The organism is Phenylobacterium sp. (assembly GCF_036723115.1).
GTDB lineage: Bacteria > Pseudomonadota > Alphaproteobacteria > Caulobacterales > Caulobacteraceae > Phenylobacterium.
This window is the reverse complement of the sequence record NZ_DAIMHV010000008.1, coordinates 22,731-48,884: the sequence shown is the minus strand read 5'-3', so window position 1 is coordinate 48,884 and position 26,154 is coordinate 22,731. Positions and strand designations below refer to the sequence as shown.

At 69.5% G+C, this 26,154-nt stretch carries 29 protein-coding genes and 1 other RNA gene; 16 read left to right on the top strand and 14 right to left on the bottom strand.

From position 1 onward, the window contains the following. The 3 genes from V7D28_RS02135 to V7D28_RS02125 form a co-directional block, all read left to right on the top strand. Positions 1 to 1,457, top strand: a 1,457-nt coding sequence (locus tag V7D28_RS02135; RefSeq protein ID WP_442957886.1) for a CpaF family protein, incomplete at its 5' end; no start/stop codon positions are given. Positions 1,458 to 1,465: 8 nt separating this feature from the next. Then, complete coding sequence (locus tag V7D28_RS02130; protein ID WP_333585706.1) at positions 1,466 to 2,440, top strand: type II secretion system F family protein; 975 nt, start codon at positions 1,466 to 1,468, stop codon at positions 2,438 to 2,440. 8 nt (positions 2,441 to 2,448) lie between these two features. Continuing rightward, the gene (locus V7D28_RS02125) at positions 2,449 to 3,432 is read left to right on the top strand and encodes a type II secretion system F family protein (RefSeq protein ID WP_333585703.1); all 984 of its coding nucleotides are present in this window, start codon (positions 2,449 to 2,451) and stop codon (positions 3,430 to 3,432) included. Positions 3,433 to 3,478: 46 nt separating this feature from the next. Here the strand turns inward: V7D28_RS02125 and V7D28_RS02120 are convergent, their stop codons facing one another. Next, positions 3,479 to 4,288 (bottom strand): tetratricopeptide repeat protein, encoded by an 810-nt coding sequence (locus tag V7D28_RS02120; protein ID WP_333585702.1) that lies wholly within the window; start codon positions 4,286 to 4,288, stop codon positions 3,479 to 3,481. Between the two features lie 83 nt (positions 4,289 to 4,371). Here V7D28_RS02120 and V7D28_RS02115 point away from each other — a divergent pair, with 83 nt between their 5' ends. Beyond that, on the top strand, positions 4,372 to 5,748 hold the full coding sequence (locus V7D28_RS02115; protein ID WP_333585701.1) for a leucyl aminopeptidase family protein: 1,377 nt from the start codon (positions 4,372 to 4,374) through the stop codon (positions 5,746 to 5,748). Beyond that, positions 5,745 to 6,578 carry a C40 family peptidase gene (locus tag V7D28_RS02110; protein ID WP_333585700.1) on the top strand — a complete coding sequence of 278 codons (834 nt, stop codon included), beginning with the start codon at positions 5,745 to 5,747 and terminating at the stop codon, positions 6,576 to 6,578. Before V7D28_RS02115 ends, V7D28_RS02110 begins: the two co-directional genes overlap by 4 nt. 85 nt (positions 6,579 to 6,663) lie before the next feature. Here V7D28_RS02110 and V7D28_RS02105 read toward each other — a convergent pair whose 3' ends face one another. Continuing rightward, a complete protein-coding gene (locus V7D28_RS02105) occupies positions 6,664 to 7,305 on the bottom strand; it encodes a c-type cytochrome (protein ID WP_333585699.1) in 642 nt (213 codons plus the stop codon). A 159-nt stretch (positions 7,306 to 7,464) separates the two neighbouring features. Here V7D28_RS02105 and V7D28_RS02100 point away from each other — a divergent pair, with 159 nt between their 5' ends. Together V7D28_RS02100 and V7D28_RS02095 are read left to right on the top strand one after the other, a co-directional pair. Beyond that, positions 7,465 to 8,202, top strand: a complete 738-nt coding sequence (locus tag V7D28_RS02100; RefSeq protein ID WP_333585698.1) for a 3-deoxy-manno-octulosonate cytidylyltransferase — start codon at positions 7,465 to 7,467, stop codon at positions 8,200 to 8,202. Beyond that, a complete protein-coding gene (locus V7D28_RS02095; RefSeq protein ID WP_333585697.1) occupies positions 8,199 to 9,044 on the top strand; it encodes a prephenate dehydratase in 846 nt (281 codons plus the stop codon). The genes V7D28_RS02100 and V7D28_RS02095 overlap by 4 nt, the downstream gene beginning before the upstream one ends. Before the next feature lie 21 nt (positions 9,045 to 9,065). Here V7D28_RS02095 and nudC read toward each other — a convergent pair whose 3' ends face one another. After that, a complete protein-coding gene (gene nudC / locus V7D28_RS02090; protein ID WP_333585696.1) occupies positions 9,066 to 9,992 on the bottom strand; it encodes an NAD(+) diphosphatase in 927 nt (308 codons plus the stop codon). 60 nt (positions 9,993 to 10,052) lie between these two features. On the opposite strand from nudC, the gene ffs reads away from it, so the two are divergent. The 6 genes from ffs to def all read left to right on the top strand — a co-directional run bounded on the left by ffs (position 10,053) and on the right by def (position 14,817). Next, an RNA gene (gene ffs / locus V7D28_RS02085) (signal recognition particle sRNA small type) lies at positions 10,053 to 10,151 on the top strand. Between the two features lie 17 nt (positions 10,152 to 10,168). Then, on the top strand, positions 10,169 to 11,971 hold the full coding sequence (locus V7D28_RS02080; protein ID WP_333585695.1) for a DNA polymerase III subunit gamma/tau: 1,803 nt from the start codon (positions 10,169 to 10,171) through the stop codon (positions 11,969 to 11,971). Positions 11,972 to 11,973: 2 nt separating this feature from the next. Continuing rightward, entirely contained in the window at positions 11,974 to 12,309 is a 336-nt protein-coding gene (locus V7D28_RS02075; protein WP_333585705.1) for a YbaB/EbfC family nucleoid-associated protein, read from the top strand. A 9-nt stretch (positions 12,310 to 12,318) separates the two neighbouring features. Further along, complete coding sequence (gene recR, locus V7D28_RS02070) at positions 12,319 to 12,921, top strand: recombination mediator RecR (RefSeq protein ID WP_333585694.1); 603 nt, start codon at positions 12,319 to 12,321, stop codon at positions 12,919 to 12,921. A 55-nt stretch (positions 12,922 to 12,976) separates the two neighbouring features. Beyond that, the gene (gene rmuC, locus V7D28_RS02065) at positions 12,977 to 14,275 is read left to right on the top strand and encodes a DNA recombination protein RmuC (RefSeq protein WP_333585693.1); all 1,299 of its coding nucleotides are present in this window, start codon (positions 12,977 to 12,979) and stop codon (positions 14,273 to 14,275) included. 32 nt (positions 14,276 to 14,307) lie between these two features. Next, positions 14,308 to 14,817 carry a peptide deformylase gene (gene def, locus V7D28_RS02060; protein WP_333585704.1) on the top strand — a complete coding sequence of 170 codons (510 nt, stop codon included), beginning with the start codon at positions 14,308 to 14,310 and terminating at the stop codon, positions 14,815 to 14,817. A gap of 107 nt (positions 14,818 to 14,924) precedes the next feature. Here def and V7D28_RS02055 read toward each other — a convergent pair whose 3' ends face one another. After that, on the bottom strand, positions 14,925 to 15,191 hold the full coding sequence (locus V7D28_RS02055) for a hypothetical protein (RefSeq protein WP_333585692.1): 267 nt from the start codon (positions 15,189 to 15,191) through the stop codon (positions 14,925 to 14,927). A gap of 123 nt (positions 15,192 to 15,314) precedes the next feature. Between V7D28_RS02055 and fmt the strand changes: the two genes are divergently transcribed. Beyond that, complete coding sequence (fmt, locus tag V7D28_RS02050) at positions 15,315 to 16,241, top strand: methionyl-tRNA formyltransferase (RefSeq protein ID WP_333585691.1); 927 nt, start codon at positions 15,315 to 15,317, stop codon at positions 16,239 to 16,241. Beyond that, positions 16,241 to 17,011, top strand: a complete 771-nt coding sequence (gene truA / locus V7D28_RS02045; protein ID WP_333585690.1) for a tRNA pseudouridine(38-40) synthase TruA — start codon at positions 16,241 to 16,243, stop codon at positions 17,009 to 17,011. The genes fmt and truA overlap by 1 nt, the downstream gene beginning before the upstream one ends. Here truA and dapE read toward each other — a convergent pair. Continuing rightward, complete coding sequence (gene dapE / locus V7D28_RS02040; protein ID WP_333585689.1) at positions 16,975 to 18,141, bottom strand: succinyl-diaminopimelate desuccinylase; 1,167 nt, start codon at positions 18,139 to 18,141, stop codon at positions 16,975 to 16,977. The two genes, truA and dapE, sit on opposite strands and share 37 nt — an antisense overlap. Before the next feature lie 336 nt (positions 18,142 to 18,477). Here dapE and V7D28_RS02035 point away from each other — a divergent pair, with 336 nt between their 5' ends. Then, the gene (locus V7D28_RS02035) at positions 18,478 to 18,933 is read left to right on the top strand and encodes a hypothetical protein (RefSeq protein ID WP_333585688.1); all 456 of its coding nucleotides are present in this window, start codon (positions 18,478 to 18,480) and stop codon (positions 18,931 to 18,933) included. Positions 18,934 to 19,000: 67 nt separating this feature from the next. On the opposite strand, the gene V7D28_RS02030 is transcribed toward V7D28_RS02035, so the two are convergent. From V7D28_RS02030 to map, 9 genes are all read right to left on the bottom strand, one after another. Further along, positions 19,001 to 19,375: a hypothetical protein gene (locus V7D28_RS02030; protein WP_333585687.1), complete on the bottom strand. Its 375-nt coding sequence runs from the start codon at positions 19,373 to 19,375 to the stop codon at positions 19,001 to 19,003. A 406-nt stretch (positions 19,376 to 19,781) separates the two neighbouring features. Further along, positions 19,782 to 20,621: a 2,3,4,5-tetrahydropyridine-2,6-dicarboxylate N-succinyltransferase gene (dapD, locus tag V7D28_RS02025; protein WP_333585686.1), complete on the bottom strand. Its 840-nt coding sequence runs from the start codon at positions 20,619 to 20,621 to the stop codon at positions 19,782 to 19,784. Continuing rightward, positions 20,621 to 21,283 carry a pyrimidine 5'-nucleotidase gene (locus V7D28_RS02020; protein ID WP_333585685.1) on the bottom strand — a complete coding sequence of 221 codons (663 nt, stop codon included), beginning with the start codon at positions 21,281 to 21,283 and terminating at the stop codon, positions 20,621 to 20,623. Before V7D28_RS02020 ends, dapD begins: the two co-directional genes overlap by 1 nt. Then, positions 21,280 to 22,194 (bottom strand): acetylglutamate kinase, encoded by a 915-nt coding sequence (gene argB, locus V7D28_RS02015; RefSeq protein ID WP_333585684.1) that lies wholly within the window; start codon positions 22,192 to 22,194, stop codon positions 21,280 to 21,282. The genes V7D28_RS02020 and argB overlap by 4 nt, the downstream gene beginning before the upstream one ends. Before the next feature lie 83 nt (positions 22,195 to 22,277). Beyond that, entirely contained in the window at positions 22,278 to 22,937 is a 660-nt protein-coding gene (yihA, locus tag V7D28_RS02010; protein ID WP_333585683.1) for a ribosome biogenesis GTP-binding protein YihA/YsxC, read from the bottom strand. Beyond that, positions 22,934 to 24,733: a membrane protein insertase YidC gene (yidC, locus tag V7D28_RS02005; protein ID WP_333585682.1), complete on the bottom strand. Its 1,800-nt coding sequence runs from the start codon at positions 24,731 to 24,733 to the stop codon at positions 22,934 to 22,936. The genes yihA and yidC overlap by 4 nt, the downstream gene beginning before the upstream one ends. A 12-nt stretch (positions 24,734 to 24,745) precedes the next feature. After that, positions 24,746 to 25,144: a ribonuclease P protein component gene (gene rnpA, locus V7D28_RS02000; RefSeq protein ID WP_333585681.1), complete on the bottom strand. Its 399-nt coding sequence runs from the start codon at positions 25,142 to 25,144 to the stop codon at positions 24,746 to 24,748. Positions 25,145 to 25,176: 32 nt separating this feature from the next. Continuing rightward, positions 25,177 to 25,311 carry a 50S ribosomal protein L34 gene (gene rpmH, locus V7D28_RS01995; RefSeq protein ID WP_333585680.1) on the bottom strand — a complete coding sequence of 45 codons (135 nt, stop codon included), beginning with the start codon at positions 25,309 to 25,311 and terminating at the stop codon, positions 25,177 to 25,179. 86 nt (positions 25,312 to 25,397) lie between these two features. Continuing rightward, positions 25,398 to 26,147: a type I methionyl aminopeptidase gene (gene map, locus V7D28_RS01990; RefSeq protein WP_333585679.1), complete on the bottom strand. Its 750-nt coding sequence runs from the start codon at positions 26,145 to 26,147 to the stop codon at positions 25,398 to 25,400. Between the last annotated feature and the right edge of the window lie 7 nt (positions 26,148 to 26,154).

The window sequence follows — 26,154 nt, the reverse complement described above, 5'->3', positions numbered from 1 at the left end:
CCCCGGCCCCGCCGCCCAAGGCCGCCACGCCCATCGCCACCCGGCCTCAGCGCACCGATCCGCCGCCGCCCACGACCGCCGAGCCGGCCCGTCCGCGCGCCGACGGACCTCGGCCCACCAGCGGCCTGGAGCAGCTGCGCGCCGCCCAGGGGCCGGCCCCGGCCACCCAGGTGGTGCGCGAGCAGTCGGACTACTACCACGCCACCAAGACGGCGATCTTCAACGCGCTGATCAACACCATCGACCTGGCGCAGCTGGCCCAGCTTGACGCCAAGGCCGCCGCCGAAGAGATCCGCGACATCGTCGCCGAGCTGGTGGCGATCAAGAACGTCTCCATGTCGATCTCCGAGCAGGAGACCCTGGTCCAGGACATCATCAATGATGTGCTGGGTTACGGCCCGCTGGAGCCCCTGCTGGCCCGGGACGACATCGCCGACATCATGGTCAACGGCGCCAGCCGCGTGTTCATCGAAGTGGGCGGCAAGGTCCAGCTGACCAATGTGCGCTTCCGCGACAACAACCAGCTGATGAACATCTGCCAGCGGATCGTCAGCCAGGTGGGTCGCCGGGTGGACGAGAGTTCGCCCATCTGCGACGCGCGCCTGCCCGACGGCAGCCGGGTCAACGTCATCGCCCCGCCCCTGGCCCTGGACGGTCCCACGCTCACCATCCGGAAGTTCCGGAAGGACAAGCTGACCATGAAGGACCTGGTGGAATACAATTCCATCACCCCGGAGGGGGCCCGGGTGCTGGGCGTCATCGGCGCCTGCCGGTGCAACATCCTGATCTCCGGGGGCACGGGCTCGGGCAAGACGACTCTGCTCAACACGCTCACCGCCTTCATCGACCCCACCGAGCGGGTGGTCACGTGCGAGGACGCCGCCGAACTGCAGCTGCAGCAGCCGCACGTGGTGCGCCTGGAAACCCGCCCCCCCAATCTGGAGGGCCAGGGCCAGATCACCATGCGCGACCTGGTGAAGAACTGCCTGCGGATGCGGCCCGAACGCATCATCGTCGGCGAAGTGCGCGGGCCTGAGGCCTTCGACCTGCTGCAGGCCATGAACACCGGCCACGACGGCTCCATGGGCACCCTGCACGCCAACAGCCCGCGGGAGGCCGTCAGCCGCCTGGAATCCATGATCACCATGGGCGGCTATGGCCTGCCGTCCAAGACCATCCGCGAGATGATCGTCGGCTCCATCGACGTGATCATCCAGGCCGCCCGCCTGCGTGACGGGTCGCGCCGTATCACCCACGTCACCGAGGTGGTCGGTCTGGAGGGCGACGTGATCATCACCCAGGACCTGATGGTCTATGAGATCACCGGCGAGGACGCCGAGGGCAAGGTGGTGGGCAAGCATCGCTCCACCGGCATCGCCCGGCCACGGTTCTGGGATCGGGCGCGCTATTACGGGCTTGAGCGTGAGCTGGCCGAGGCCCTGGACGCGGCCGAATGAGCGCGACCCTGCTCACCATTCTGGCGGCGGTCCTGGGGTTTGTGACGGTGGCCGGCTTCGGCTTCGCCCTGGCGGGGCAGAATCCGGGCCAGGCCAGGGCCGCCAAGCGCGCCCAGGCGATCATGGGCCGGGAATCCCGGGACGTGCGCAGCCGCCGCACCCAGGCCGGCGCCCAGGACCAGCGCCGCAAGCAGCTCCTCCAGACCCTGAAGGATCAGGAAAAGCAGCAGAAGAAGGCCGCCCTCACCCTGGAGGCGCGTCTCCAGCAGGCGGGCCTGGGGATCACCCCGCGCACCTTCTGGATCGTCAGCGCCGGCGTCGGCGTCACGGTCTTCCTGATGGTCACCCTGGTGGGCCAGGCCGCCTATGTGGCCCTGGGTCTGGCCTTCGCCGCAGGCCTGGGCCTACCCCGCTGGGTGGTGGGCGTTCTGGCTGGGCGACGGCTCAAGAAGTTCATCGAGGCCTTTCCCGACGCCATGGACATCATCGTGCGGGGCATCAAGTCGGGTCTGCCGGTGAATGACAGCCTGCGGGTCATCGGCGCCGAGGCGCCCGAGCCCCTGGCCAGCGAGTTCAAGAGCATGGTGGAGAACACCGGCATGGGCGTCTCCATCGATCAGGCCATCGAGAAGATGTATGAGCGCATGCCCGCCCAGGAGGTGCGCTTTTTCGGCATCGTGCTGGGCATCCAGCAGAAGACTGGCGGCAACCTTGCCGAGGCGCTGGCCAACCTGTCGGCCGTTATCCGCGCCCGCAAGCTGATGCGCGAGAAGATCAAGGCCCTGTCGGGCGAGGCCGTGGCCTCGGCCTTCATCATCGGCTCGCTGCCGCCGGCGGTGGTGGTCATGATCAGCCTGATGGCGCCGGAATACATGTCGCCGCTGTTCACCGATCCCCGGGGCCGCATCATCCTGTTGGGCGGCGCCCTGCTCATGGGCCTGGGCATCTTCGTGATGCGCCGCATGATCAACTTCAAGATCTAGGCTGCGCCATGAACCTCGCGGCCTTCACCGATCCCAACAACCTGCTGGCGGTGTTCGTCGCCGTGGTCACCTTCGCCACCCTGGTGACCCTGGCTGTTCCGCTGATGCGGCGGAACAATCTGGAAGCCCGCCTCAAATCGGTGTCCAGCCGGCGCGAGGAGCTGCGGCGCAAGTCCCGCGAGGCCATCTCCGCCTCCAAGAGCGGCGGCTCCCTGCGCCAGACCGACGAAAGCCTCTACAAGAAGGTGGTGGAGCGCCTGCAGCTCTCGCGCCTGCTGGAAGACCCGCAGGTGGTGGACAAGCTCGCCCAAGCCGGTTTCCGGGGGCCGCGGCCGGTTTCCACCTTCTACTTCTTCCGCTTCGTCCTGCCCTTCGTCTTCGCTGCGGCGGTGGCCTTCTACCTGTTCCTGATCAACGATTTCGGCCTCTCACCCATGAACCGGGTGGCGGCCTGCGTGGCGGGGCTGACGCTGGGCTTCTATGCCCCCAACATCTACATCAGCAATGTCGCCCAGAAGCGGCGGGAGTCCATTGTCGGCGCCTTTCCCGACGCCCTGGACCTGCTGCTGATCTGCGTGGAATCGGGCATGTCCATCGAGGCGGCGATCCAGAAGGTCAGCCAGGAGATCGGCGGCGCCTCCATCGAACTCGCCGAAGAGATGACCCTGCTCCTGGCCGAGCTGTCCTATCTGCCCGAGCGCCGTCAGGCCTATGAGGGCCTGGCCCGGCGGACCAATCATCCCGGCATCAAGTCGGTCTCCACCGCCATGATCCAGGCCGAACGCTATGGCACGCCCCTGGGCTCGGCCCTGCGGGTGATGGCCAAGGAAAACCGCGACCTGCGTCTGGCCGCGGCGGAGAAGAAGGCCGCCCAGCTTCCGGCCAAGCTGACCGTGCCCATGATCGTCTTCTTCCTGCCCGTGCTCTTCCTGGTGATCCTGGGACCTGCGGTCCTGCGGGTCATGGACATGATGGGGCCGGGCGGCTCCTGAGGCGCGCCTGCGTCGCCCGGGCGAGCGGCGAAACTTCCTGCGAAACTCACTGAGCGCGGCTGACCGCGTCCCAGGACCGCCCCGCCCCGGCGGCCGGGGCGTCGGCTGACGCGGCGCGCAGATAGGCCAGGTTGGCCGCCACGGCCTGGGGCGGCAGATCGCGACGGGCCAGGGCCTCGGCCTCATCCAGCCGGCCTTGCAGACCGAGAATCAGGGCCAGGTTCTGCCGGGTGGCCACGCTGGCGTCCGGGCGGCTGGCGGCATGGCGCAGCAGGGCCTCGGCCTCCGCGGTCTGGCCGCGGGCGGCCTGGAAAAGGGCGAGGTTGGACAGGACGGCCGGATTGTCCGGCGCCAGCTGCACGGCGCGCCGGTGGGCGCTCAGGGCCTCGGCGTCCCGGCTGGTTTGCTCATAGGCCATGGCCAGCAGGAAGGGGCCGCGCCAGTCGCCCGGCGCCAGGGCCTGGGCCCGCTCGGCCGGGGCCACGGCGAAGAAGCCTTCGCCTCGGGCCAGATGGGCGCGGGCCAGCTCCAGCAGAACCTCGGTATTGTCCGGCGCGAAGGCCAGCAGCCGCTCGGCCGCCACGGCGGCGTCGGCGGGCTTGCCCATATCGCGCAGAGCCTTGGAGAGCCGCAGGCCCGCCTCCACGTCGGCGGGGTCCAGCTGGGCCTGCCGGGCCCAGAAGGCGGCCCGGGCCAGAGGATCCAGCCGCTCGGCGATGGCGCGCTCCTGGGCGTTGGCCAGGCCTTCGACAGCCGCCGGCGCGGCGCTGCGTCCGCCGAGGCTGAAAGCCCAGGCCGGCAGAGGGGCGAGGATGAGCGCCAGGGCGGTTGCGGCCAGCCACGACTTGCGACACATCAGAAGGAGCCTCCGAGGGTTTGGTCGACCATCGTCCCGGCGCCTTAAAGGAAGCGTTAAGCATAACAGGAAGCGAGCGCCCCATGTCCGACGTCCTCCTCGATTCCGCCCCCGATGCGCCCGCCGTCCGTCTGGTCAGCGAGGCCGAGACGCCCGCAGCGCTCGCCGCCGCCGGCGCCCTGGCCGAAGGCCTTGCCCGCGCGCAGGACTTCCGCGGCAAGCCTGGCCAGGCGCTGCTCGTCCCGGCCGCCGACGGGAGTCACGGCCAGGCCTTGTTCGGGCTGGGGGCGGAGGGCCGGTTCTCCACTCTGCGCGCCCTTGCGGCCCGTCTGCCCCGCGGCCACTGGCGCATCGAGGGACGGCCCGGCGATCTGAGCGCCGATGACGTGGCCCTGGCCTTCGCCCTGGGGAGCTACCGGTTCGACCGCTACAAGAAGAAGCCCGACGAGCGGCCGCGCCTGTGGGTGGAGGGCGCCGATCTGACCCGGGTGAGGGCCATGGCCCATGCCTGCAACCTGGCGCGGGACATGATCAACACCCCGCCCAACGACATGGGGCCGCTGCAGATCGAGACCATCGCCCGGGAGATCGCCGAACAGCACGGGGCCAGCCTCACCGTGGTCGCCGGAGAAGGCCTGCTGGAGGCCAACTATCCGGCCGTCCACGCGGTGGGGCGCGCCGCGGCGCCGGGGCGCGAGCCGCGGATGATCGAGATGGCCTGGGGCCAGGCCGACCATCCCCTGGTGGCGATCATCGGCAAGGGCGTGGTGTTCGACACCGGCGGCCTGGACATCAAGCCCTCGGCCGGCATGCGGCTGATGAAGAAGGACATGGGCGGCGCCGCCCACGCCCTGGCGCTCGCCCGGATGATCATGGCCGCCCGCCTGCCGGTGCGGCTGCTGGTGCTGACGCCCTCGGTGGAGAACGCCATCTCCGGCGACGCCATGCGTCCCGGTGACGTTCTGGACTCCCGCAAGGGCCTGACCATCGAGGTGGGCAATACCGACGCCGAGGGGCGGCTGATCCTGGCCGACGCCCTGACGCGCGCGGAAGAGGCGACGCCGGCCCTGACCATCGACCTGGCCACCCTCACCGGCGCGGCCCGGGTGGCGCTGGGGCCGCAGCTTCCCCCCTTCATGACCGATGATGAGGAACTGGCCGGCCAGATCGCCGCCGCCGCCCTGGCGGTGGAGGACCCCCTGTGGCGGCTGCCCCTCTGGAAGGGCTATGCCGAGGCCCTCGACAGCGACGTGGCCGACCTCAAGAATGATCCCGACGCCTGGGCCCAGGCCGGCGCGGTGACCGCGGGCCTCTTCCTGCAGCGCTTCGCCCCGCCCGGACCCTGGGTCCACCTGGACATCTTCGCCTGGAATCCCAAGGGGCGGCCGGGCTTTCCGGCGGGCGGCGAGGCCATGGCCATCCGCGCCCTCTTCCGCATGATCGAGGCGCGCTTTTCTTGAGTCTCGACAGCCGCATCACCCTGGCGCGACCGGACCTGGCCAGCGCCTCGCTGCAGGGCCTGGTCCGGGCCGAACGCTTCGTCGCCCCGACTCCGTTGGCCTGCGGGGTCGCCGCCACGGCGGTGCGCAAGGCGCCTGACGCCGAGGCCGAACAGGTGGACCAGCTGCTGCTGGGCGAGGCTTTCGACATCATCGAGGAGACGGCGGGTTTCGCCTGGGGGCAGGCCCGGCGCGACGGCTATGTGGGCTATGTCGCCCGCGCCGACCTGGGGGACCGGGCGACGCCGACCCACCGGGTCCGCGCCCTGCGCACCTATGCGTTCGCCGCTCCCAGCATCAAGGCGCCGGCCCTTGGGCCGTTCAGCCTGGGCGGCCTGGTGCGGATCGTCGCCGAAGAGGGCCGTTTCCTGGGCGACGGCGCCGGCCGGTGGTTCGTGGGCGAGCATCTGGCCGAGGTCGGGCGCGGCTTCGCCGCCGACCCCGCCGCAGTGGCCGAGGCCTATCTGGGAGCGGCCTATCTGTGGGGCGGCCGCGAAAGCCTCGGCCTGGATTGCTCAGGCCTGGTGCTTCAGGCCCTGCTCGCCTGCGGGCGAGCCTGCCCGCGCGACACCGACATGCAGGAACAGGCCTTCGCCGAAATCCCGCGTACGGCTCTGCGGCGCGGCGATCTGGTCTTCTGGCGCGGACACGTGGCCATGATGGTGGACGCCGACCAGATCATCCACGCCAACGCCCATCACATGGCCGTGGCGATCGAGCCCCTGGACGCCGCCATCGCCCGCATCGAAGCCGCCGGCTCAGGCCATCCCACCAGCTTCCGCCGGCCCTGAGGAGGCGCACCGACGAAAAAGGCCCGGGGGCGAACCCCCGGGCCTTGATCTTGTCTGCTCGGTCGAACCGTTCGGCGCGTCTGGATCAGACGGCGGCCTCGGGCGCGGGCGCGTCCTCGGCGGGCGCTTCGCCTTCGGCGGCGGCTTCACCCTCGGCCGGTTCGGCGGCGGCCGGTTCGGCCACCGGATTGGGCGCGGGGATGGCGATCTGGCCGCCCTGAGCGTGCAGATAGGCGATGACGTTGATCAGTTCTTCGCGGCGCTTGAGGCCCACGAAGGTCATCTTGGTGCCGTTGATGTAGCGCTGCGGCGCTTCCAGGAAGTGGCCCATCTCTTCGAAGGTCCAGACCGGAGCTTCCGCCGCATGAGCCTGCATGGCCGGCGAGTAGGAATAGCCCGCATGGGCCGCCGGGCGGGCGCCCATGACGCCCCACAGATTGGGACCGGTGCCGTTGGCGCCGCCCTGGGCGATGGTGTGGCAGCTCACGCACTTGGCGAAAGAGGCCTGGCCCGCGGCGATATCGGCCGCCGGGATCACCGTACCCCAGTCGATGGGGGCCTCGGCCTCGGCCGCGCCGCCCGTGGCTTCGGGGACGTCGATGGCGTAGCCCGGCTGCTCGGCCCGATCCGGCGCGAAAACGATCGTGGACGCTTCCCGCAGACCAACGATGGCCAAACCCGTCGCCAGCACCGCGCCGGCGACCTTGTTGAACGTAAGGTCGCTCATAGTTTTAGAATCGGCCCTCTTTCAGGCCGGTCGTGGAAACCGGCATACGCGCGGGAATATCCCCGCCCCTTATTGCGCCCGCGTCTCTTACACGCTACCGGCGCTCGTGCAACCGGCCAGTTCGTCGCTGGCGCCTGGGTTGGACCACGGCGAACTTCCATGAACCCCATTGTTCTGATCCCCGCCCGGATGGCCGCCACGCGCCTGCCGGGGAAGCCCCTGGCCGACATCGAAGGGGAGCCCATGATCGTCCGTGTGCTGCGCCAGGCGCAGGCCGCGGGCGTCGGCCCGGTGGCGGTGGCGGCCGGTGATCCCGAGATCGTGGCCGCGGTGGAGGCCGCGGGCGGCCGCGCCGTGCTCACCGACCCGGACCTGCCGTCCGGCTCCGACCGGACTCTCCGCGCTCTGGACGAACTGGACCCTGGCGGCGCTCACGATATTATCGTGAACCTTCAAGGGGATATCCCCTTTGTAGAGCCCAGCGTGGTGCGCGCCTGCGTCGATCTTCTGGCCCGCGAGCCGGCCTGCGACATCTCCACCATCGTCGTGAGCGAGCGCGAGGCGGCCGAGCGGACCAATCCCGACATCCCCAAGGCCGTGCTGGCCATGGCCGGCGATGGCCGCTCCGGCCGGGCCCTCTATTTCACCCGTTCGGTGCTCTATGGCGAGGGCCCAGTCTGGCTGCATCACGGGGTCTATGCCTATCGGCGCGAGGCCCTGGCGCGCTTCACCGCCGCGCCCCCGTCGCCCCTGGAAATCCGCGAGCGTCTGGAACAGCTCCGGGCCCTGGAGATGGGCATGACCATCTGGGCGGCGGTGATCGATTCGGCGCCGATCTCTGTGGACAACCCCGGCGACCTCGAGCGGGCGCGGGCTTTTGCGAGGGGCTTGAGATGAGCCAGGGACGAATCGCCTTCCAGGGCGAGCTGGGCGCAAACAGCCATGAGGCCTGCGCCACCTACTTCCCCGACTACGCGCCCGTGCCGCATCCCACCTTTGATGAGGCGTTCGAGGCCATCAAGACCGGGGACTGCCAGCTGGGCATGATCCCGGTGGAGAATTCCATCGCCGGCCGGGTGGCCGACGTCCATCACCTGCTGCCCAATTCCGGCCTGAAGATCATCGGCGAGCGGTTCAAGCCGATCCGCTTCCAGCTTATGGCCAATCCCGGGGTGAAGCTGGAGGACGTCCGGACGGTCCAGTCCATGGCCATCGCCATCAGCCAGTGCAAGCGCACCGTCAAGCGGCTGGGTCTGAGGGCCGAGACGGTGGGGGACACCGCCGGCGCCGCGCGCATGCTGGCCCAGTCCCCCGATCCGGCGCGGGCGGCCATCTCGCCGGCCCTGGCCGCCGAGATCTACGGCCTGAACATCCTCCTGCGCGACATCGAAGACGAGCGGCACAACACTACCCGCTTCCTGGTGATGACGGCGGAGGCCGATCCTGAGCCGCCGCCCTTCACCAGCCCCTGCATCACCAGCTTCGTCTTCCGGGTGCGGAATCTGCCGGCCGCCCTCTACAAGGCCCTGGGCGGGTTCGCCACCAACGGGGTGAACATGACCAAGCTGGAGAGCTACATGGAGGACGGCGCCTGGACGGCGACCTTCTTCTACGCCGAGGTCGACGGCCGGCCGGAGGATCGCGGCCTGGCGCTCGCCTTCGAGGAACTGGCCTTCTTCTCCGAGCGGTTCGAAGTGCTGGGCGTCTATCCGGCCGACCCTTTCCGCGCCCGGGTCTGACCGCGTCGGCCCAGGCGAGGGCTAGCCTTCGTCGGCCCAGGCCTTGATCAACTGGTGGGCGATGGCCATTGGGCCGGGGGCGAAGGTCCCGTCTATGCGGCCCTCCAGCAGGTCGCGGGCCTCGGCGCGGGTGAACCAGCGCACCTCCGACAGCTCGGTTTGGTCGGGGGCGGCCTGGTCGTCCTCCACCTCGGCGATCAGGCCGATCATGAGGGACGAGGGATAGGGCCAGGGCTGGGTGGAGTGATAGCGGACGCTGCGGGTCTTCAGCGCCGCCTCTTCGGCCAGTTCCCGGGCGCAGGCCTCTTCGATGGACTCGCCCGGCTCCACGAAGCCGGCCAGGGCCGAAAACATGCCCGCCGGCCAGGCGGCCTGGCGTCCCAGCATGCAGCGGTCCTCCAGGTAGGGCAGCATGATCACCACCGGATCGGTGCGCGGAAAGTGCTCGGCCTTGCAGGCCGGGCACTGGCGCTTCCAGCCGCCGTCCACCACCAGGCTCGGCTCGCCGCAGGCGGCGCAGTGCCGATGGCGGCGGCGCCACTCGAACATGGACTTGGCCGTCGCGGCCATGGCCGCATCGGCCGGCGGCAGGCGCATGGCCACGGCGCGGAGGTCCTCGAAGGCGCCCAGGCCGCGCAGAGGGCCTTCGGCGGGGTCGACGCCGCCTTCGATATCGATGGCGAAGACCGCGGTCTCTTTCCAGAGCCCCATGAACAGCAGCCGTTCGGCGCCCCCGGCCAGCTCATCGGACATGGTGGCCGGCAGATAGGCGATCTGCAGCCCGCCCTCGGGGGTCTTCTCCACCAGGGGGCGGCCGTTCCACAGGGCGATGGCCAGCGATTCGGGCGAGGCCTGCATCTCGGCGAGCCAGGATGCGTCGCCCCGGCGCTCGCTGGCGCGGTCGAGAGGGTTGCCGGCGAAGGTGTTCTGGAAGGCGTTCAGAGGCATGAACGCGGTTCTATCTTCGCCCGAGCTTGCACGCATCCCTTTCCATCGCGATATTGGGGGCGGAGATCGGCGGCGGACGAAGTCCTCGCCAACCCGGTCAGGTCCGGAAGGAAGCAGCCGCAACGAGTTTCGCTTCGGGTCGTCGTCCGGTCTCCACCCGACCCCCAGCTCCGCCGATGTCAGACCAAGACCTCACGCTCGATCCTGATCCGCCCGAGCGTGACCCGAACACGTCGGACATGTTCGGCGAGCCCGCGCCTGCGCCCCCGCCGCCCGCCCCTGAGGCGGGCGAGAGCGCGGCCTATACCGTCATCGCCCGAAAGTACCGGCCGCGGACCTTCGAGGATCTGTTCGGCCAGGAGGCGATGGTGCGCACCCTGCGCAACGCCTTTGCTTCGGGACGGATCGCCCACGCCTTCATGCTCACCGGCGTGCGGGGGGTGGGCAAGACCACCACCGCCCGCCTGCTGGCCCGGGCCCTGAACTACGAATCCGACAGCGTGCACGGCCCGACCCTGGACCTGGCGACGGAAGGGCGACACTGCCGGGCCATCGTCGAGGGCCGGCATATGGACGTGCTGGAGCTGGACGCCGCCAGCCGCACCGGCGTGGGTGACATGCGCGAACTGCTGGACGGCGTGCGCTACGCCCCGGTGGAGGCGCGCTACAAGGTCTACATCATCGACGAAGTGCACATGCTCTCGACGGGTGCGTTCAACGCCCTGCTCAAGACCCTGGAAGAGCCCCCGCCGCACGCCAAGTTCATCTTCGCCACCACCGAGATCCGCAAGGTGCCGGTGACCATCCTGTCGCGCACCCAGCGGTTCGACCTGCGCCGGGTGGAGCCGGAGGTGATCGTCAAGAACCTGGAGATGATCTGCGAGCGCGAGGGCGCCCGGGTCGAGGCCGAGGGGCTGATGCTGATCGCCCGGGCCGCCGAGGGTTCGGTGCGCGACGCCCAGTCCATGCTCGACCAGGCCATCGTCCAGGCGGAGTCCGGCCAGACCGTGGCGGCGGCCTCCATCCGCGACATGCTGGGCCTGGCCGACCGGGCCCAGACCATCACCCTGTTCGAGCAGGTCATGAAGGGCCAGGCCGGCCCCGCCATCGAAACCTTCCGGGGGCTCTACGGCTATGGCGCCGACCCCGCCCAGGTGGTCATGGACCTGCTGGAGCACGCCCATTCGGCCTCGGTGGCCAAGGCCGTGGGGCCGCAGGCCCTGGTCATGCCCAAGGAGCAGGCCGCCCGCCTGACGGCCATTGGCGCGGCCCTGTCGGCCGGGACCTTGTCGCGGGTCTGGCAGATGCTGCTGCGGGCTCACGACGAGGTGCGCCGGGCGCCTGATCCGGCCGCAGCGGTGGACATGGCCCTGGTGCGCCTGGCCTATGCCGCCGACCTGCCCGGCCCCGAGGAGGCGCTCAAGCGCCTGCAAGCCGGCGATGCGCCCTCACCGGCGCCCAGCGGGGGCGGTTCGGCGGGCGGCGGGGCCTCAGCGGCCGGCGGCGGCGCCAGCGCCGTGGCCCGCCAGATGCCCTCGGCCTCGCCCGCGCCCAGCAGCGAACCCCAACTTCGGCGCTTCGAGGACGTCCTGGCCCTCATCGACCAGAAGCGCGACATCTCCCTGAGGCTGGATGTGGAGCGGTTCGTGCGCCCCATCGCCTTCCGGCCAGGCGTCATTGAGTTCGAGCCTGCGCCAGGCGCCCCCAACACCCTCATCCAGCGTCTGGCGGGCCGGCTGCGGGAATGGACCGGCCAGCCCTGGATGATCGTCGCCCAGGGCGGCGGCGGGGCCGAGAGCCTGTGGGAGCAGCAGAAGCGCGAGGAAAAGGAGGCCCGGGGCCGCATCGAGCAGGACCCCTTCGTCCGCGCGGTGATGGAGGCCTTTCCCGGCGCCGAGATTCTCAGCGTCCGCGCCCTGCCGCAACCGGAGGCCCAGGCCCCCGGCGAAGATGAAATCGAGAGCGAAGAGGACGAATGACCATGAAGGACCTTGGCGCCCTGATGAAGCAGGCCCAGGCCATGCAGCAGAAGCTGGCCGACGCCCAGGCGCAGCTGGCCGAGGCCAAGGTGGAGGGCTCCTCCGGCGGCGGCATGGTCAAGCTCACCCTCACGGGCGCCGGCGAACTGGCCGGGGTGATCCTGGACGAAAGCCTGCTGGCGCCGGGCGAGGGCGAGGTGATCTCCGACCTGATCGTGGCCGCCCATGCCGACGCCAAGCGCAAGCTCGACGAGATGCAGGCCAAGGTGATGCGCGAGGCTGCCGGTCCCCTGGCCGGCATGGGCGGGCTGGGCCTGCCTGGCATGCCCAAGTTCTGACGCCGCCCCTTGGCCGCCTCCGCCGGACCTGAGATCGAGCGCCTGATCGCTCTGCTGGCCAAGCTGCCGGGCATGGGACCGCGCTCGGCCAGGCGGGCGACGCTGGCCCTGCTCAAGCGCCGCGAGCAACTCCTGTCGCCCCTGGCCCAGGCCCTGGCCGAGGCCGCCGAACGGGTGAAGACCTGCTCGGTCTGCGGCGCCCTCGACACCCGCGACCCTTGCGCCATCTGCGCCGACCCCGGGCGGGACGGCGGCCTGATCTGCGTGGTGGAGGAGGTGGGCGCCCTGTGGGCCATGGAACGCGGCGGCGCCTTCCGCGGGCGCTATCATGTCCTGGGCGGGCTTTTGTCGGCTCTAGACGGCATCGGCCCTGACGCCCTGCGCATCGGTCCCCTGGTCAGCCGGGCCAGCGCGCCCGAGGTGACCGAGGTGATCCTGGCCCTGCCGGCCACGGTGGACGGTCAGACCACCGCCCACTACCTGGCCGAACGGCTGGCCGGGGCCTCGGTGACCATCACCATGCTGGCCCGAGGCGTGCCGGTGGGGGGCGAACTGGACTGGCTGGACGACGGCACCATCGCCCAGGCCCTGCGCGCCCGGCGGCCGGCCTGAGGTTGCAGCCGCAGGCTGGCTGGCGCGGCGGAGCGATTCCCCCTAGGAACGGACCATGAACCTGGATCCGACATTGATCGCCCTCCTCGCCTGCGCCCTGGCGGCCTTGGGCGGTTTCGCCTGGGCGATCCTGGAGCGCCGCCGCGCCGATCAGGCCCAGGCCGCCTTCTGGGCGCTGCGCGATCGCAGCGCCGACGCCGAGGCCGAGCTGCGGGCGTTCAAGGCACAGGCCGAGGCCCAGGCCGAACTCCTGCGCGCCCAGGCCGCCGAACAGGCGGGACGGGTGGCCGAGGAACTGCTCAAGCGCACCGACGAGACGTTCAAGAACCGCGAGCAGCTGGCCCAGGCGAGGCTCGAGGCGCAGCTGAAGCCCGTGGCCGAGACCCTGCTCAAGTTCCAGGAACAGGTCACCGCCGTGGAGAAGACCCGGGCGGAGGAGACCGGCGGCCTCAAGGCCCAGATCGAACAGCTGATGAAGGCCTCGGCCGCCACCCAGGATGAGGCGCGCAAGCTGTCGGCCGCCCTGCGCCGGGGCGCCGGCGTCCAGGGGCGCTGGGGGGAGCAGACCCTGCGCAATGTGCTGGACGCCGCCGGCCTTGCCCATCGCTACGACTTCGAGGAGCAGGCCCAGACCGACAGCGAGGAGGGACGCCGCCGCCCGGACGTGGTGGTTCGACTGCCCGGCGGCGGGGTCTTCGTCATTGACGCCAAGTGCTCGTTGAACGCCTTTCTGGAGAGCCTGGAGGCGGTGGACGATCAGGCCCGGGACGCCTGCCTGATGCGTCACGCCCAGAGCGTGCGGACCCATATGATCGGCCTGTCGGGCAAGGCCTATTGGGACCAGTTCGACCGCTCGCCGGACTTCGTGGCCATGTTCGTGCCCGGAGATGGGTTCCTGGCCGCGGCCCTGGAGCGCATGCCCGAACTGCTCAGCGAGGCCATGGATCGGCGGGTGATCGTGGTCACCCCCACCACCCTCTTCGCGCTCTGCAAGGCGGTGGTCTATGGCTGGCGGGTGGAGGATCAGGCGGCCAACGCCCGCCAGATCGCCGACCTGGGCCGCGAGCTCTACAAGCGGGTCTCGGTCATGGGCGCCCATGCCGCGGGCGTGGGCCGGGCGCTGGAACAGGCCGTGGGCAAGTACAACCAGTTCGTCGGCTCGCTGGAGAGCCAGGTGCTGACCCAGGCCCGGCGCTTTGCGGAGCTGAAGGTGGACCACGAGGGACGGGAGATGGCCGAGCTGGCGCCGGTGGAGAGCGCCGTGCGGCCGCTTACCAAGCTCCTCCCGGAAGGTCCGTCCGAGCCGGACGGCCTGCCGGACCCGGAGGCCCGAGGCGCCGCGCCGCGACCTTGACGCCCCCCATGGGGGCGCTTACCTCGCATTCCATGGCTATCCGCGAAATCCTGACGGTCCCGAATCCGATCCTGAAACAGGTCTCCCAGCCCGTGGAGGCGGTGGACGACGATCTGCGCGCCCTCATGGATGACATGCTGGAGACCATGTACGACGCGCCGGGCATCGGCCTGGCCGCCATCCAGATCGGCGTGCCCAAGCGGGTGATCGTCATGGACATCTCCGGGCCCGAGGAGGAGCCGCAGCCCCGCTACTTCGTCAATCCGGAGATTCTCTGGGCCTCCGACGACACCGCCCCCTATGAGGAGGGCTGTCTCTCCATTCCGGAGATCTATGACGAGGTGGACCGCCCGGCGCGGGTCAAGCTGCGCTATCTCAACTATCAGGGCGAACCGGTGGAAGAGGACGCCGAAGGGCTGTTCGCGGTCTGCATCCAGCACGAGATGGATCACCTGGAAGGCGTGCTCTTCATCGACCATCTGTCCCGGCTGAAGCGCGATCGCGCCATCGCCAAGGTCAAGAAACACGCCCGCGCGGCGTAAACACCTGCGCCCCCTACCTGAAGGCTGAACGCGACCCGACCGCGTGGTCTGATCGCGGCCTGTGCGGTCTCTGGAGTCGAGGCCGGGCGCAGAGCCCGGCCTCAGCCTCAGTTCGTGGCGTCGTGGGCGGCTTCGCTCATCTCATCGCCGGCCCGTTCCATGGCTTCCCCGGCCTCATGAGCGGCCCGCTCAGCCATGGCGGCGGCGTCGGAGGCCGCCTCCCGAGCCGAGGCCGCAGCTTCGGAGGCCGCCTCGCTCGCCTCGGCGGCGGCGTTGTCCATATTGGCCTCGGCCTCGTTCTGCTCGGCCTGGGTGCAGGCGGCCAGGGTCAGCGCCGCCACGGCGGCGATGGTCGCGGTCAGGGTGTTGCGCATGGATGTCCCTCCTTCGGATCCTGAGGTCTCTGGAACGGCCAAGCTTCTCTACGGTTCCGCTTGAACCGCGTCTTGAAGGTGGGCGACCTAGGCGGGGCGGGCGAGGAGCGCTAAACCGCGCCCATGCGTCTCGCCTTTCTTGGAACTCCGGACTTCGCCGTCGCCGCCCTTTCCCGTCTGGTGGCCGATGGCCATGAGATCGCCTGCGTCTACGCCCAGCCGCCGGCCCCGCGGGGGCGGGGCCAGGTTCTCAGGCCCTCGCCCGTCCATGCCTTCGCCCTGGCGCACGATCTTCCGGTGCGCACGCCGGCCTCCATGCGCGACCCCGCCGAGGTCGAAGCCTTCAAGGCGCTGGACCTGGAGGCCGCCTGCGTGGTGGCCTATGGCCAGACCCTGCCGCGGGAGGTGCTGGAGGCCCCGCGCCTGGGCGCCTTCAACCTTCATGGCTCGCTGCTGCCGCGCTGGCGGGGCGCAGCGCCTATCCAGCGGGCGGTGATGGCCGGCGATCCGGTGACCGGCGTCCAGGTCATGCGCATGACCGAAGGCTTGGACGAAGGCCCCGTCCTGGCCACGGCGACGGTGCGCATCGGCCCCCTGGACACCGCCGGCGACATTCACGATCGGCTGGCCGCCGCGGGCGCAGCCCTGCTGGCCGAAAGCCTGCCCGCCATCGCCGCCGGCGCCCTGCCCGAGGTTCCCCAGGCCGAGACCGGCGTCACCTACGCCAAGAAGATCCGGCCCAGGGAGGCGCGCATCGACTGGACGCGACCCGCCGCCCTGGTGGACGGTCAGATCCGAGGCCTCTCGCCCTTTCCCGGCGCCTGGTTCGAGGCGCCCTCGCCCAAGGGACCGGTCCGGGTCAAGGCCCTGGGGTGCCGGCTTGAGCGCGCCGTGGGCCACCCGGGCGAGGTGCTTGACGACGACCTGCTCATCGCCTGCGGCGAGGGCGCGGTGCGGCTCCTGCGCTTGCAGCGCGAAGGGCGCGGCGCCCAACCGGCGGAGGAGTTCCTGCGCGGCTTTCCCCTGCCGGCAGGATCGCGGCTCGCCTGATGCCCCGCTACAAGCTGACGGTGGAGTATGACGGGCGGCCCTATCGAGGTTTCCAGGCCCAGGAGGGGCTGGCCTCCGTCCAGGGGGCCATAGAGCGGGCGGTGAAGGCCTTCTGCGGCCAGGAACTCCGGCTCCAGGCGGCGGGGCGCACCGACACCGGGGTCCACGCCACGGGCCAGGTCGTGCATGTGGACCTGGACAAGCCCTGGAAGCCCGACGTGGTGCGCGACGCCCTGAACGCGCACCTGATTGAGGACTCCGTGGTCATACTGGCGGCGGAGATTCCCGAAGACCCGCGCTGGCACGCGCGCTTCTCGGCCACCGAGCGACGCTACATCTACCGCATCCTCAACCGCCGGGCGCCCCCGGCCCTGGACCGCGGCCGGGTCTGGCACGTGAAAAAGCCCCTGGACGCCGAGCGTATGCACCGGGCCGCCCAGGCCCTGGTCGGCCACCACGACTTCACGACCTTCCGCGACCTGCAATGCCAGGCCAAGTCGCCGGTGAAGACCCTGGATGTGGCCAGCGTCCGCCGGGAGGGTGAGGAGGTGGTGCTGGAGTTCGCCTCGCGCTCCTTCCTGCACCGGCAGGTCCGCTCCATGACCGGCACGCTCGCCGAGGTGGGCCTGGGGCGCTGGGCGCCTGAGCGGGTGGGCGAGGCCCTGGCGGCGCGGGATCGTCGGGCCTGCGGGCCCGTGGCGCCGGCCGACGGGCTTTACCTCGTGGGCGTCGCCTATGACGAGGCGGTCGAGCCGAACCGTTCGAAATAGCGGGCGATCAGCCGCTCATAGACGGCCTGCAGGTCGCGGATTTCGGCCACGGGGGCGCGCTCGTCCACCGCATGCATGGTCTTGCCCACCAGGCCCAGCTCCACCACCGGGCAGAGGGCGCGGATGAAGCGGGCGTCCGAGGTGCCGCCGGTGGTGGAGAGCTCCGGCGCCTGGCCAGACACGTCGCGCACGGCTTCGACGATCACGTCGGTGAAGTCGCCCGGCTCGGTCAGGAAGGCCTCGCCGCTGATCGCCGGGGTGACGCGGACGGCGCCGTCGAATCCCGCGGCCGCCTTGGCCGCCACGGCCTCAATCCAGGCCGCCAGGGCCGCGCCCGTATGGGCCGGGTTGAAGCGGATGTTCACCCGAGCGCGGGCCGCCGCCGGGATCACGTTCGTGGCGGCGTTGCCCACATCGATGGTGGTGATCTCCAGATTGGACGGCTGGAAGCCGGTATAGCCGTCATCAAGGACGTGGGCGTCCAGGGCGGCCAGGATGCGAACCAGCACCGGCACGGGGTTGGCCGCCCGGTGCGGATAGGCCACATGGCCCTGCCGACCCTCCACCAGGATCTCGGCGTTGATCGAGCCGCGCCGGCCGATCTTGACCATGTCGCCGAAGCGCTCGGCGCTGGTGGGCTCGCCGACGACGCAATGGTCGATGACCTCCCCCTCGGCGGCCAGGGCCTCGACCACCATCTTGGTGCCGTGCGTGGCCACGCCTTCCTCGTCGCCGGTGATGAGGAAGGAGAGGGAGCCCGAGACATCACCGCGTCCCAGCGCGGCGGCGGCGGCGGCGGCGAAGGCCGCGAGCGCGCTCTTCATGTCCACCGCGCCGCGTCCGATCAGCACCTCGTCGATGATCTCGGCGGCGAAGGCGTCCTGGCTCCAGGCTGAAGCGTCGCCCACCGGAACCACATCGGTATGGCCGGCGAAGCAGAGGTTGGGGGAGGTGGTCCCCCAGCGGGCATAGAGGTTCTCGATCTCACCGAAGCGCATGCGGCGGCAGGCGAAGCCCAGGGCGCGCAGCTGGTCTTCCAGCACGTCCATGGCGCCCGCATCGGCGGGGGTGACGGACGGACGCCGGATAAGGTCCTGGGTCAGGCGGACGGGATCGATGGTGTGGCTCATGGCCAAGCACCTAGTGGCCCGGGGCTCTCAAGGCAACGATCGACGTTCCGCCCAAGATGAGATGATTAATCGGCAATAATCATCTCAGTATAAGCAGGTCAAAACTTTGAATAACCTCGATATTGTGGCTCTATTTCTATCGCACAACGGAGATGGAAAATGTTCCTGTCGCGAGCATTCGGAGTTCGAAGCGGTGAAAGGGGTGGCGCTCGGCCGCCCCGTCTATTGAATGACTCGCCGCGCCCGAAGGTCGCCAGCCCTCCGACTCAGTTTGGCAGGCGAGGTTTGCGCCGGCGTGACTTTGGAGCAGATCGAATTTACTTCGCTGTCCGGTCCATGGGCGTGCAAGGGCGCGACCACATTCTGCAGTACGCCTTCGCCGACGATCGGGGAAATGTGGTGATGAGCGCTCTGACACGCAGCGAGGCGCCGGCGGCGATCATGTTCGGCGCGTCCCCGGACGATCTGGCCGCCAGCCCCCTTCCGGCCGAAGCCTTCGAGCCCATGGCGCAGGCCGTGTGTCACGGGGCGACCCTGGTGGCGTTTCAGCGGGTGCTGCAGGGCGGCCTGCTGCCGGCCTCCGGCCTCGCGGCCGCGGCGGGGGTGGAGTGCGCCTGGCGACGGTTCGCCAGGCTGGCGCGGGACAAGGGCCTGCCTGCGCCCAGCGACGGGGTGCTGACCCTTCATGACTGCCTGGCCCTGGCCAATCTGCCGGTCCCGGCCTCGGAAGACGCCGCCCTTCGGGCCCTGGCGATCCGCGATCTATGGTTGTGGATGGAGGCTCAGGGCTGACCCTTCTGGTCAGCCCGCAGCCGGCGGCGCGCGGGTCAGGCACAGGACCTGACGCGGGCCTTGGGGATCAGCCGCGGTCGGTGGGCGTCCGCACAGCTTCCCAGAACAGGGGCTTCAGTTCGGCGAAGAAGGCGTCCAGGCCGTAGCGGTCGCCCAGGGTGAACAGGCCGTCGGCGTCACGGTTGAGATAGCCGTTGGCCGCCAGGATCAGCAGCTTGCGCCGGGCGCTCTCCCGCGGAATGCCGGTGATCTCCGACAGGCTGAGCGCATTCAGGCCGCGCGGCGGGCGCTTGGCGGCGCCTTCGTTGTTGATGGCCGCGGCCAGATCCGACAGCAGGAAGGTCAGATAGAGCACATACTGGTCCAGATCGCCGTCGAACCGGGCGCGGATACGCACCAGGGCCGCAGAAAAGTGACCGCCCCATCGGTAGAAGAACCGCATGGCGTCCTGATCCAGATAGCCCGGCGTGGGCTCTGTCCAGAAACGCGGCTCGGAAGCGACGCCGGACTCTGTGGCTGGAGAGTCCTTAGGCTCTTCCGGGAGTCGTCCAGAAGTTAACGAAAGCATAACCCTAACCTCGCTGCCTGCCGACTCCGGTAGAGCCGTCAAGTTGTCGCTAATATGTGGCGAAGCGGTGGCCAAACTATTCAGCTTACAGGGTCAGCTGAGGGGGAAGACTTTGTTAACCTAGAATAGAGTGGTCGCCGCTTCTGACAATTAGACTAATCTACTCGCCCATAACGGGAAACGAGGCTCGCGCTCAAAATGAGCGGGCGCCCTCTGGATAGGCGTTATGGGCCGGGTTGACCCGGCCCTTGTCGCATAAGGGAGCGCGAGGCGCGGCGGGTCAGTCGCGGAGCAGTTCGTTGACGCTGGTTTTCGACCGGGTTTGGGCGTCCACGGTCTTGACGATCACTGCGCAATAGAGGGACGGCCCCACCCCATGGGGGTCGGGCAGAGAGCCTGGCACCACCACCGAATAGGGCGGCACCTCGCCGCGATGAACCGCGCCGGTCTTGCGATCGACGATCTTGGTGGAGGCGGTGATGAAGACGCCCATGGAGAGCACCGCGCCTTCACGCACGATCACGCCCTCGGCCACCTCGGACCGGGCGCCGATGAAGCAGCCGTCCTCGACGATGGTGGGATTGGCCTGCAGGGGCTCCAGCACGCCGCCGATGCCCGCGCCGCCGGAAATGTGCACATTCTTGCCGATCTGGGCGCACGATCCCACCGTGGCCCAGGTGTCGACCATGGTCCCTTCGTCCACATAGGCGCCGATGTTCACGAAGGAGGGCATCAGGACCACGTTGCGACCCACAAAGGCGCCGCGGCGCACCACGGCGCCCGGCACCGCGCGGAAGCCGGCCGCCTGGAACTGGGGCGCGTCCCAGCCGTCGAACTTGGTGGGGACCTTGTCCCAATAGGGCCCGGGCGGACCGGCGTGCATGACGCCGTTGGGATTGAGGCGGAAGGACAGGAGGATGGCCTGCTTGGCCCACTGATGGACGGTCCACTGGCCGTCCTCACCCCGCTCGGCCACCCGCAGACGGCCTTCGTCCAGCAGGCGCAGGGTTTCGTCCACCGCCGTGCGCACGGGCCCCTTGGTTTCCACCGACACCCCGTCCCGGGCGTCCCAGGCGGCCTCGATCTCGGTCTTCAGGTCGTCGAAGGTCAGGGTGGTCATCAGCGTGTCTCCCTCAGGCGGGCGCGCGTCAGGAACGGCGCCAGCTTTTCTGTGCGGTGTTGGACGAAGGGGGCGGCCGAGGCGGGCGCATGGGCGCCCACCAGGACGGTGGTCATGCCAAGCTCGGCGGCCGGGGCGAGGTTGCGCTCGGAATCCTCGAAAAAGGCCGTGCCCACGCTGTTCAGTCCGTGATCGTCGATCATCTGCCGGAAAGCGGCCGGATCGGGCTTGGGGCGGAAGCCGAACGAATCGATGTGGAAGACGTCGTCGAACAGATGATGCAGGCCCAGATGCGAGAGCACCCGTTCGGCGTGGACGGCGTCGGCGTTGGTGAAGATCAGCCGCCGGCCGGGCAGGCGCTCCAGGGCCGCCAGCATGTGCGGGTCGTGGGCCAGCGCGTCGAGGGACAGATCGTGGAAGAGGGCGTGGAAATCCGCCGGGTCCACCCCGTGATGCTCCATCAGCCCGCGCAGGGTCAGGCCATGTTCGGCCAGATACTGCTTCTGCAGGGCGAAGGCCGGCTCCCGGGCGAGGCCGGTCACCCGCATGACGAAGTCGGTCATGCGCTGTTCCACCTGGCTCATGAAGCCGGACTCGGCCGGATAGAGGGTGTTGTCGAGGTCGAAGAGCCAGGTGTCGATATGGACGAGGTCAGGGCTCATGCGGAAATGAGGGTGCCCGCGCCGTGTTCGGTGAACAGTTCCACCAGCATGGCGTGGGGGCGCCGTCCGTCCAGGATCACCACCGCCTCCACCCCGGACTCCACCGCATTGATGGCGGTCTCCAGCTTGGGGATCATGCCGCCGGTGGCGACCCCTGAGGCGATCGCCTCCCGGGCCTGGGCGACGCTCATCTCGCGGATGAGTTCGCCGTTGGCGTCCAGCACGCCCTTCACATCGGTGAGCAACAGCATCCGCTTGGCCCGCAGGGCGCCGGCCAGGGCGCCGGCCACGGTGTCGGCGTTGATGTTGTAGGTCTGGCCGTCCTGGGAGACGCCGATGGGCGCCACCACCGGCACATAGTCCTCGTCGGCGTAGATCAGGGCTTCCAGCAGTTTGGGATCCACCTGGGTGGGTTCGCCCACAAAGCCCAGATCCACGGTCTGCTCGATCTGGCTGTCGGGGTCCTTGCGGGTCCGCACCGCCTTTTCCACGGTGATCAGCCGGGCGTCCTTGCCCGAAAGGCCCACCCCGCGCACATCGGCCTCGGCGCCGGCCAGGGTGATCCAGTTGGCGATTTCCTTGTTGATGGCGCCGGACAGGACCATCTCGGCCACCTCCATGGTGGCCGCGTCGGTGACCCGCAGGCCGTCCACGAAGCTCGACTTCACGCCGGCCTTGTCCAGCATGCGCGAAATCTGCGGCCCGCCGCCGTGGACCACCACGGGGTGGACGCCCAGCATCTTCAGCAGGACGGCGTCGGCGGCGAACAGGCGCGCCACCGATTCCTCGCCCATGGCGTGGCCGCCATATTTGATCACCACGGTTTCGCGGTCGTAGTGCTGGATGAAGGGCAGGGCCTCGGCCAGGGTCTTGGCGGTGGCCCAGCCTTCTTCTTCGGGCAGGTCGGTCACGTGGCGCAGGCTCCCTCGAAACTGAGCGCTCCGATAGCCGACCGCGCCGGCCCTGTCACGGGCGGGCGGCGCCCGGGCTTCGCTCAGATTGCCTCGATCTCGCAGGCCGCGGCGATCTCGGCGCGCAGTTCGGCCAGGCCCAGGCCTTTTTCGGACGAGGTGGCGATCACGCGGGGAAAGGCGGCCGGCCGCTTGCGGATGGCGTTCAGGGTCCGCTCGCGCACCGCTTCGACCTCGGAGGGCTTCAGCTTGTCGGCCTTGGTCAGCACGATCTGATAGGAGACCGCGGCGGTGTCGAAGGCGTCCATGGGCTCGGCGTCCACCGCCTTCAGACCGTGGCGGGCGTCGATGAGCAGATAGGCGCGCTTCAGATTGGGCCGCCCGCGCAGATAGTCCCGGCCCAGGTTCTGGAACTTCTTCACCTCGGTCTTGGAGGCCCGCGCCCAGCCATAGCCCGGCAGGTCCACCAGACGCAGTCGGTCGTCCAGGACGAAGAAGTTCACCTCCCGGGTTCGCCCCGGCTCATTGGAGGCCCGCGCCAGGTGCTTCTGCCCCACCAGGGCGTTGATCAGCGAGGACTTACCCACATTGGACCGCCCGGCGAAGGCCACCTCGGGCAGGTCTGGCGCGGGCAGGCCGTCGATGGCCACGGCCCCCATCATGAACTCCGCCTTGCGGGCGAAGAGGATGCGGGCCTGCTCCAGGCGTTCGGCGTCGAACAGGTCGGGGGAGGGCGTGCTCACCCGGCGGCCTTCTTGCCGCCCAGCCGGGCCAGGAGGCTGTCGATGGGGTTATCCACCTGGAAGCGGCGCATGATGATGTACTGCTGGATGATGGTGAGCACGTTGTTCCAGGTCCAGTAGATCAGCAGGCCCGCGGCGAAAGGGGCCATGATGAAGGTGAACATGATCGGCATCAGCTGGAAGATGCGCTGCTGAATGGGATCGGTGGCCGGCGGGTTCATGGCCGTGGTCAGCCACATGGTGAAGCCGTAGAGCAGCGGCAGCACCCCCAGATGCAGAGGGCCGTTCAGGATGCCGCCGATCAGCGGCGCCGCGGCCGGGTTCCACGGGATCAGGCCGAACAGGTTGAACACCGTCGTCGGATCGCGGGACGACAGATCCTGGATCCAGCCATAGAAGGGCGCGTGACGCATCTCGATGGTGACGGTCAGCACCTTATAGAGGGCGTAGAAGACCGGAATCTGCAGCAGCATGGGCAGGCAGCCGGTCAGCGGATTGATCTTCTCCCGCTGATACAGGGCCAGAAGCTCCTGTTGCTGCTTGGCAGGGTCTTCCTTGTACTTCTTGCGCAACTCTTCGACCTGGGGCTGCACCTTCTTCATCTTGGTGAGCGACTCGTAGCTCTTGTTGGCCAGGGGGAAGAAGATGAGCTTCACCACCACGGTCAGGGCCAGGATCGCCAGGCCCACATTGCCGATGTGCTGATAGATGAAGTGCAGGAAGCTGAAGAGCGGTCGGGTCAGGAACCAGAAGTTCCCCCAGTCCACGGCCGAATCCAGCCGCGGAATGTTCAGGTCGGTCTCATAGGCCTTGAGCACCGGCACGGTCTTGGCGCCGGCGAAGAAGCGGGTGGTCTCGGTGATCTGCCGGCCGGGGGCGATGGTGCGCGCCTGACCCACATAGTTGGCCTCGAAGATCTCCGTGCCTGCGGCCCGCGTCACGCGGAACTCGCCCTTGATGGCTTCGTCCTGGTTGGGGATGAGGGCCGCCAGCCAGTACTTGTCGGTGATGCCCAGCCAGCCGCCCTGGGAGGAGACCTCCGGGCCGCCGTCCTCGGCCCACTTCTTGTACTTCACCAGGCGCAGTTCCTCGCCCAGCCAGCCGATGGCGCCTTCATGGACGATCTGGTTGCGGCCCAGGTCCTTGGGCACGCCCTGGCGCTGGACCGAGGCGTAGGGGGCCACGGTGGCGGCCGCCGCGCTGGTGTTGGCCACCGTGTCGGTCACGGTGAACATGTAGCGGTCGTCCACCTCGATGCGCCGGGTGAAGGTCAGGCCTTCGCCATTGTCGTAGGTCAGGGTCACCGGGGCGCCCGGCGCCAGACGCTCGCCGTCCGACAGGGTCCAGCGGGTCTCCGGGGTGGGCAGGCCGGGCAGGTTGGCCCCGGTCCAGCCGAACTCGGCGAACCAGGCGAACTCCGCGCCTTCGGGGCGCAGCAGCTCCACGGCGGGCGACCCCGCCTCCACGTCGACGCGATAATTGTTGAGGAACAGGTCGTCGATGCGGGCGCCGCGCAGGGCGATGGAGCCGGTCAGGGAGGGCGTGGCCACCGGCACGCGGGCGGTTCGCGCGACGATGTCGGCCCGGTCGGCCAACTGGGCGGGACCCGATGGCAGGGCCGGGTCGCGGCCCACGGGATTGGTCCCCGGCGCCACCGGCGCCTCGGCGGCGGCGCGCTCAGCCTCCACCTGCCTGCGCTTGGCCGCCGGCTCCAGGACAAGGAACTGGTAGGCCAGCAGGATCAGCATCGCGCTGACCACGAAGATGATCGTGTTGCGGGAGTTGTCGTTCTGCATGGAGACGCGCGCTCAGGCGGGAGGAGAGGGGGAGGTCGCAGACGCTGTCGCCTGCCGCTCGCTTTCGGTCGCGAGGCTTATCAGCGCGCTTTTCACATCGTCAAGCAAACGCGCCCACGGACGGGTGGGCGCGCCGCTGCGAGCGATGAGCACATAGTCGCAGCCAGGGGCTCCGAATTGCGGAATGAGCTGCTGAGCGGCGGCCCGCAGACGGCGCTTGGCCCGGTTGCGGACCACCGCCCCGCCGATCTTTCGGGTGGCGGTGAAGCCCACGCGGACGCCCGCATCGTCGTCTCCGCGCCGCCGCATCTGAACGACCACGGCGCCGCGCGCAAACGAAGACGCCCGCGCCGCAGCCAGAAAATCCGGCCGCTTGCGCAGGCGTTCGATCTTGAAGGGGGCGTCGGTCACGCCGACACCTCGCATGTCCCGGGCGAAAGCCCTTAGGCGGTCAGGCGCTTACGGCCCTTGGCGCGGCGGCGTTGAACCACCTTTTGGCCGTTCTTGGTGGCCATGCGCGCGCGGAAGCCGTGACGGCGCTTACGCACGAGTCGGGACGGCTGATATGTCCGCTTCACGGTGAGGCTCCAGGTCAGAAAAACGAGCCGCGGTGGATACTGGAAAGGCCGGGGGGCGTCAACCGCTCGGCGCCGATTATCTCGCCTCAGTTCGCCAGGGTCAGGATGATCGGCCCGTTCCGTGTGGCCACCAGGCTGTGTTCATACTGCACGGCCGGTCCGCCCCCGGTGGGCCGCAGGGTCCAGCCGTCGTCCAGTTCGTCCACCCAGTCCTCGCCCAGGGTCAGGAAGGGCTCGATGGTGAAGACCAGTCCTTCGGTGATCAGCCGCCGGTCCTGGGGCTCATACCAGGTGGGCAGGCTTTCGGGCTCCTCGTGCAGGGCGCCGCCGACCCCGTGGCTGGCCAGATTGCGGATCAGGCCATAGCCGTTCTTCTGGGCGAAGCCCTCGATGGACCGGCCGATGGCGTTGAGCGGGGCGCCGGGCCGAACGGCCCGGATGCCGCTCCACATGGCCCGGCGGCCGTCCCGGCAAAGGCGCTCGATCCGCTTGGCGACCGGCGGAACGGCGAAGCTCGCCCCGGTGTCGCCGAAATAGCCGTCCTTCTCGGCCGAGACGTCGATGTTCACCAGGTCTCCGGCCCGGATCACCCGATCCCCCGGAATGCCGTGGGCCACATCGGGTCCGACCGAAATGCAGGTCGCCCCGGGAAAGCCGTAGGTGAGCTCGGGTGCGGGCCGGGCGCCCTCGCTTTCCAGCAGGGCGCGGCCGATATCGTCCAACTCCCGGGTGGTCATGCCGGGCTCCAGGGCCTTGCCCATGGCCTCCAGGGTGCGCGCCACGATCCGGCCGATGACCCGCAGCTTCTCCAGGTCGTCTTCACTGTTGATGGTCATGCGGCTT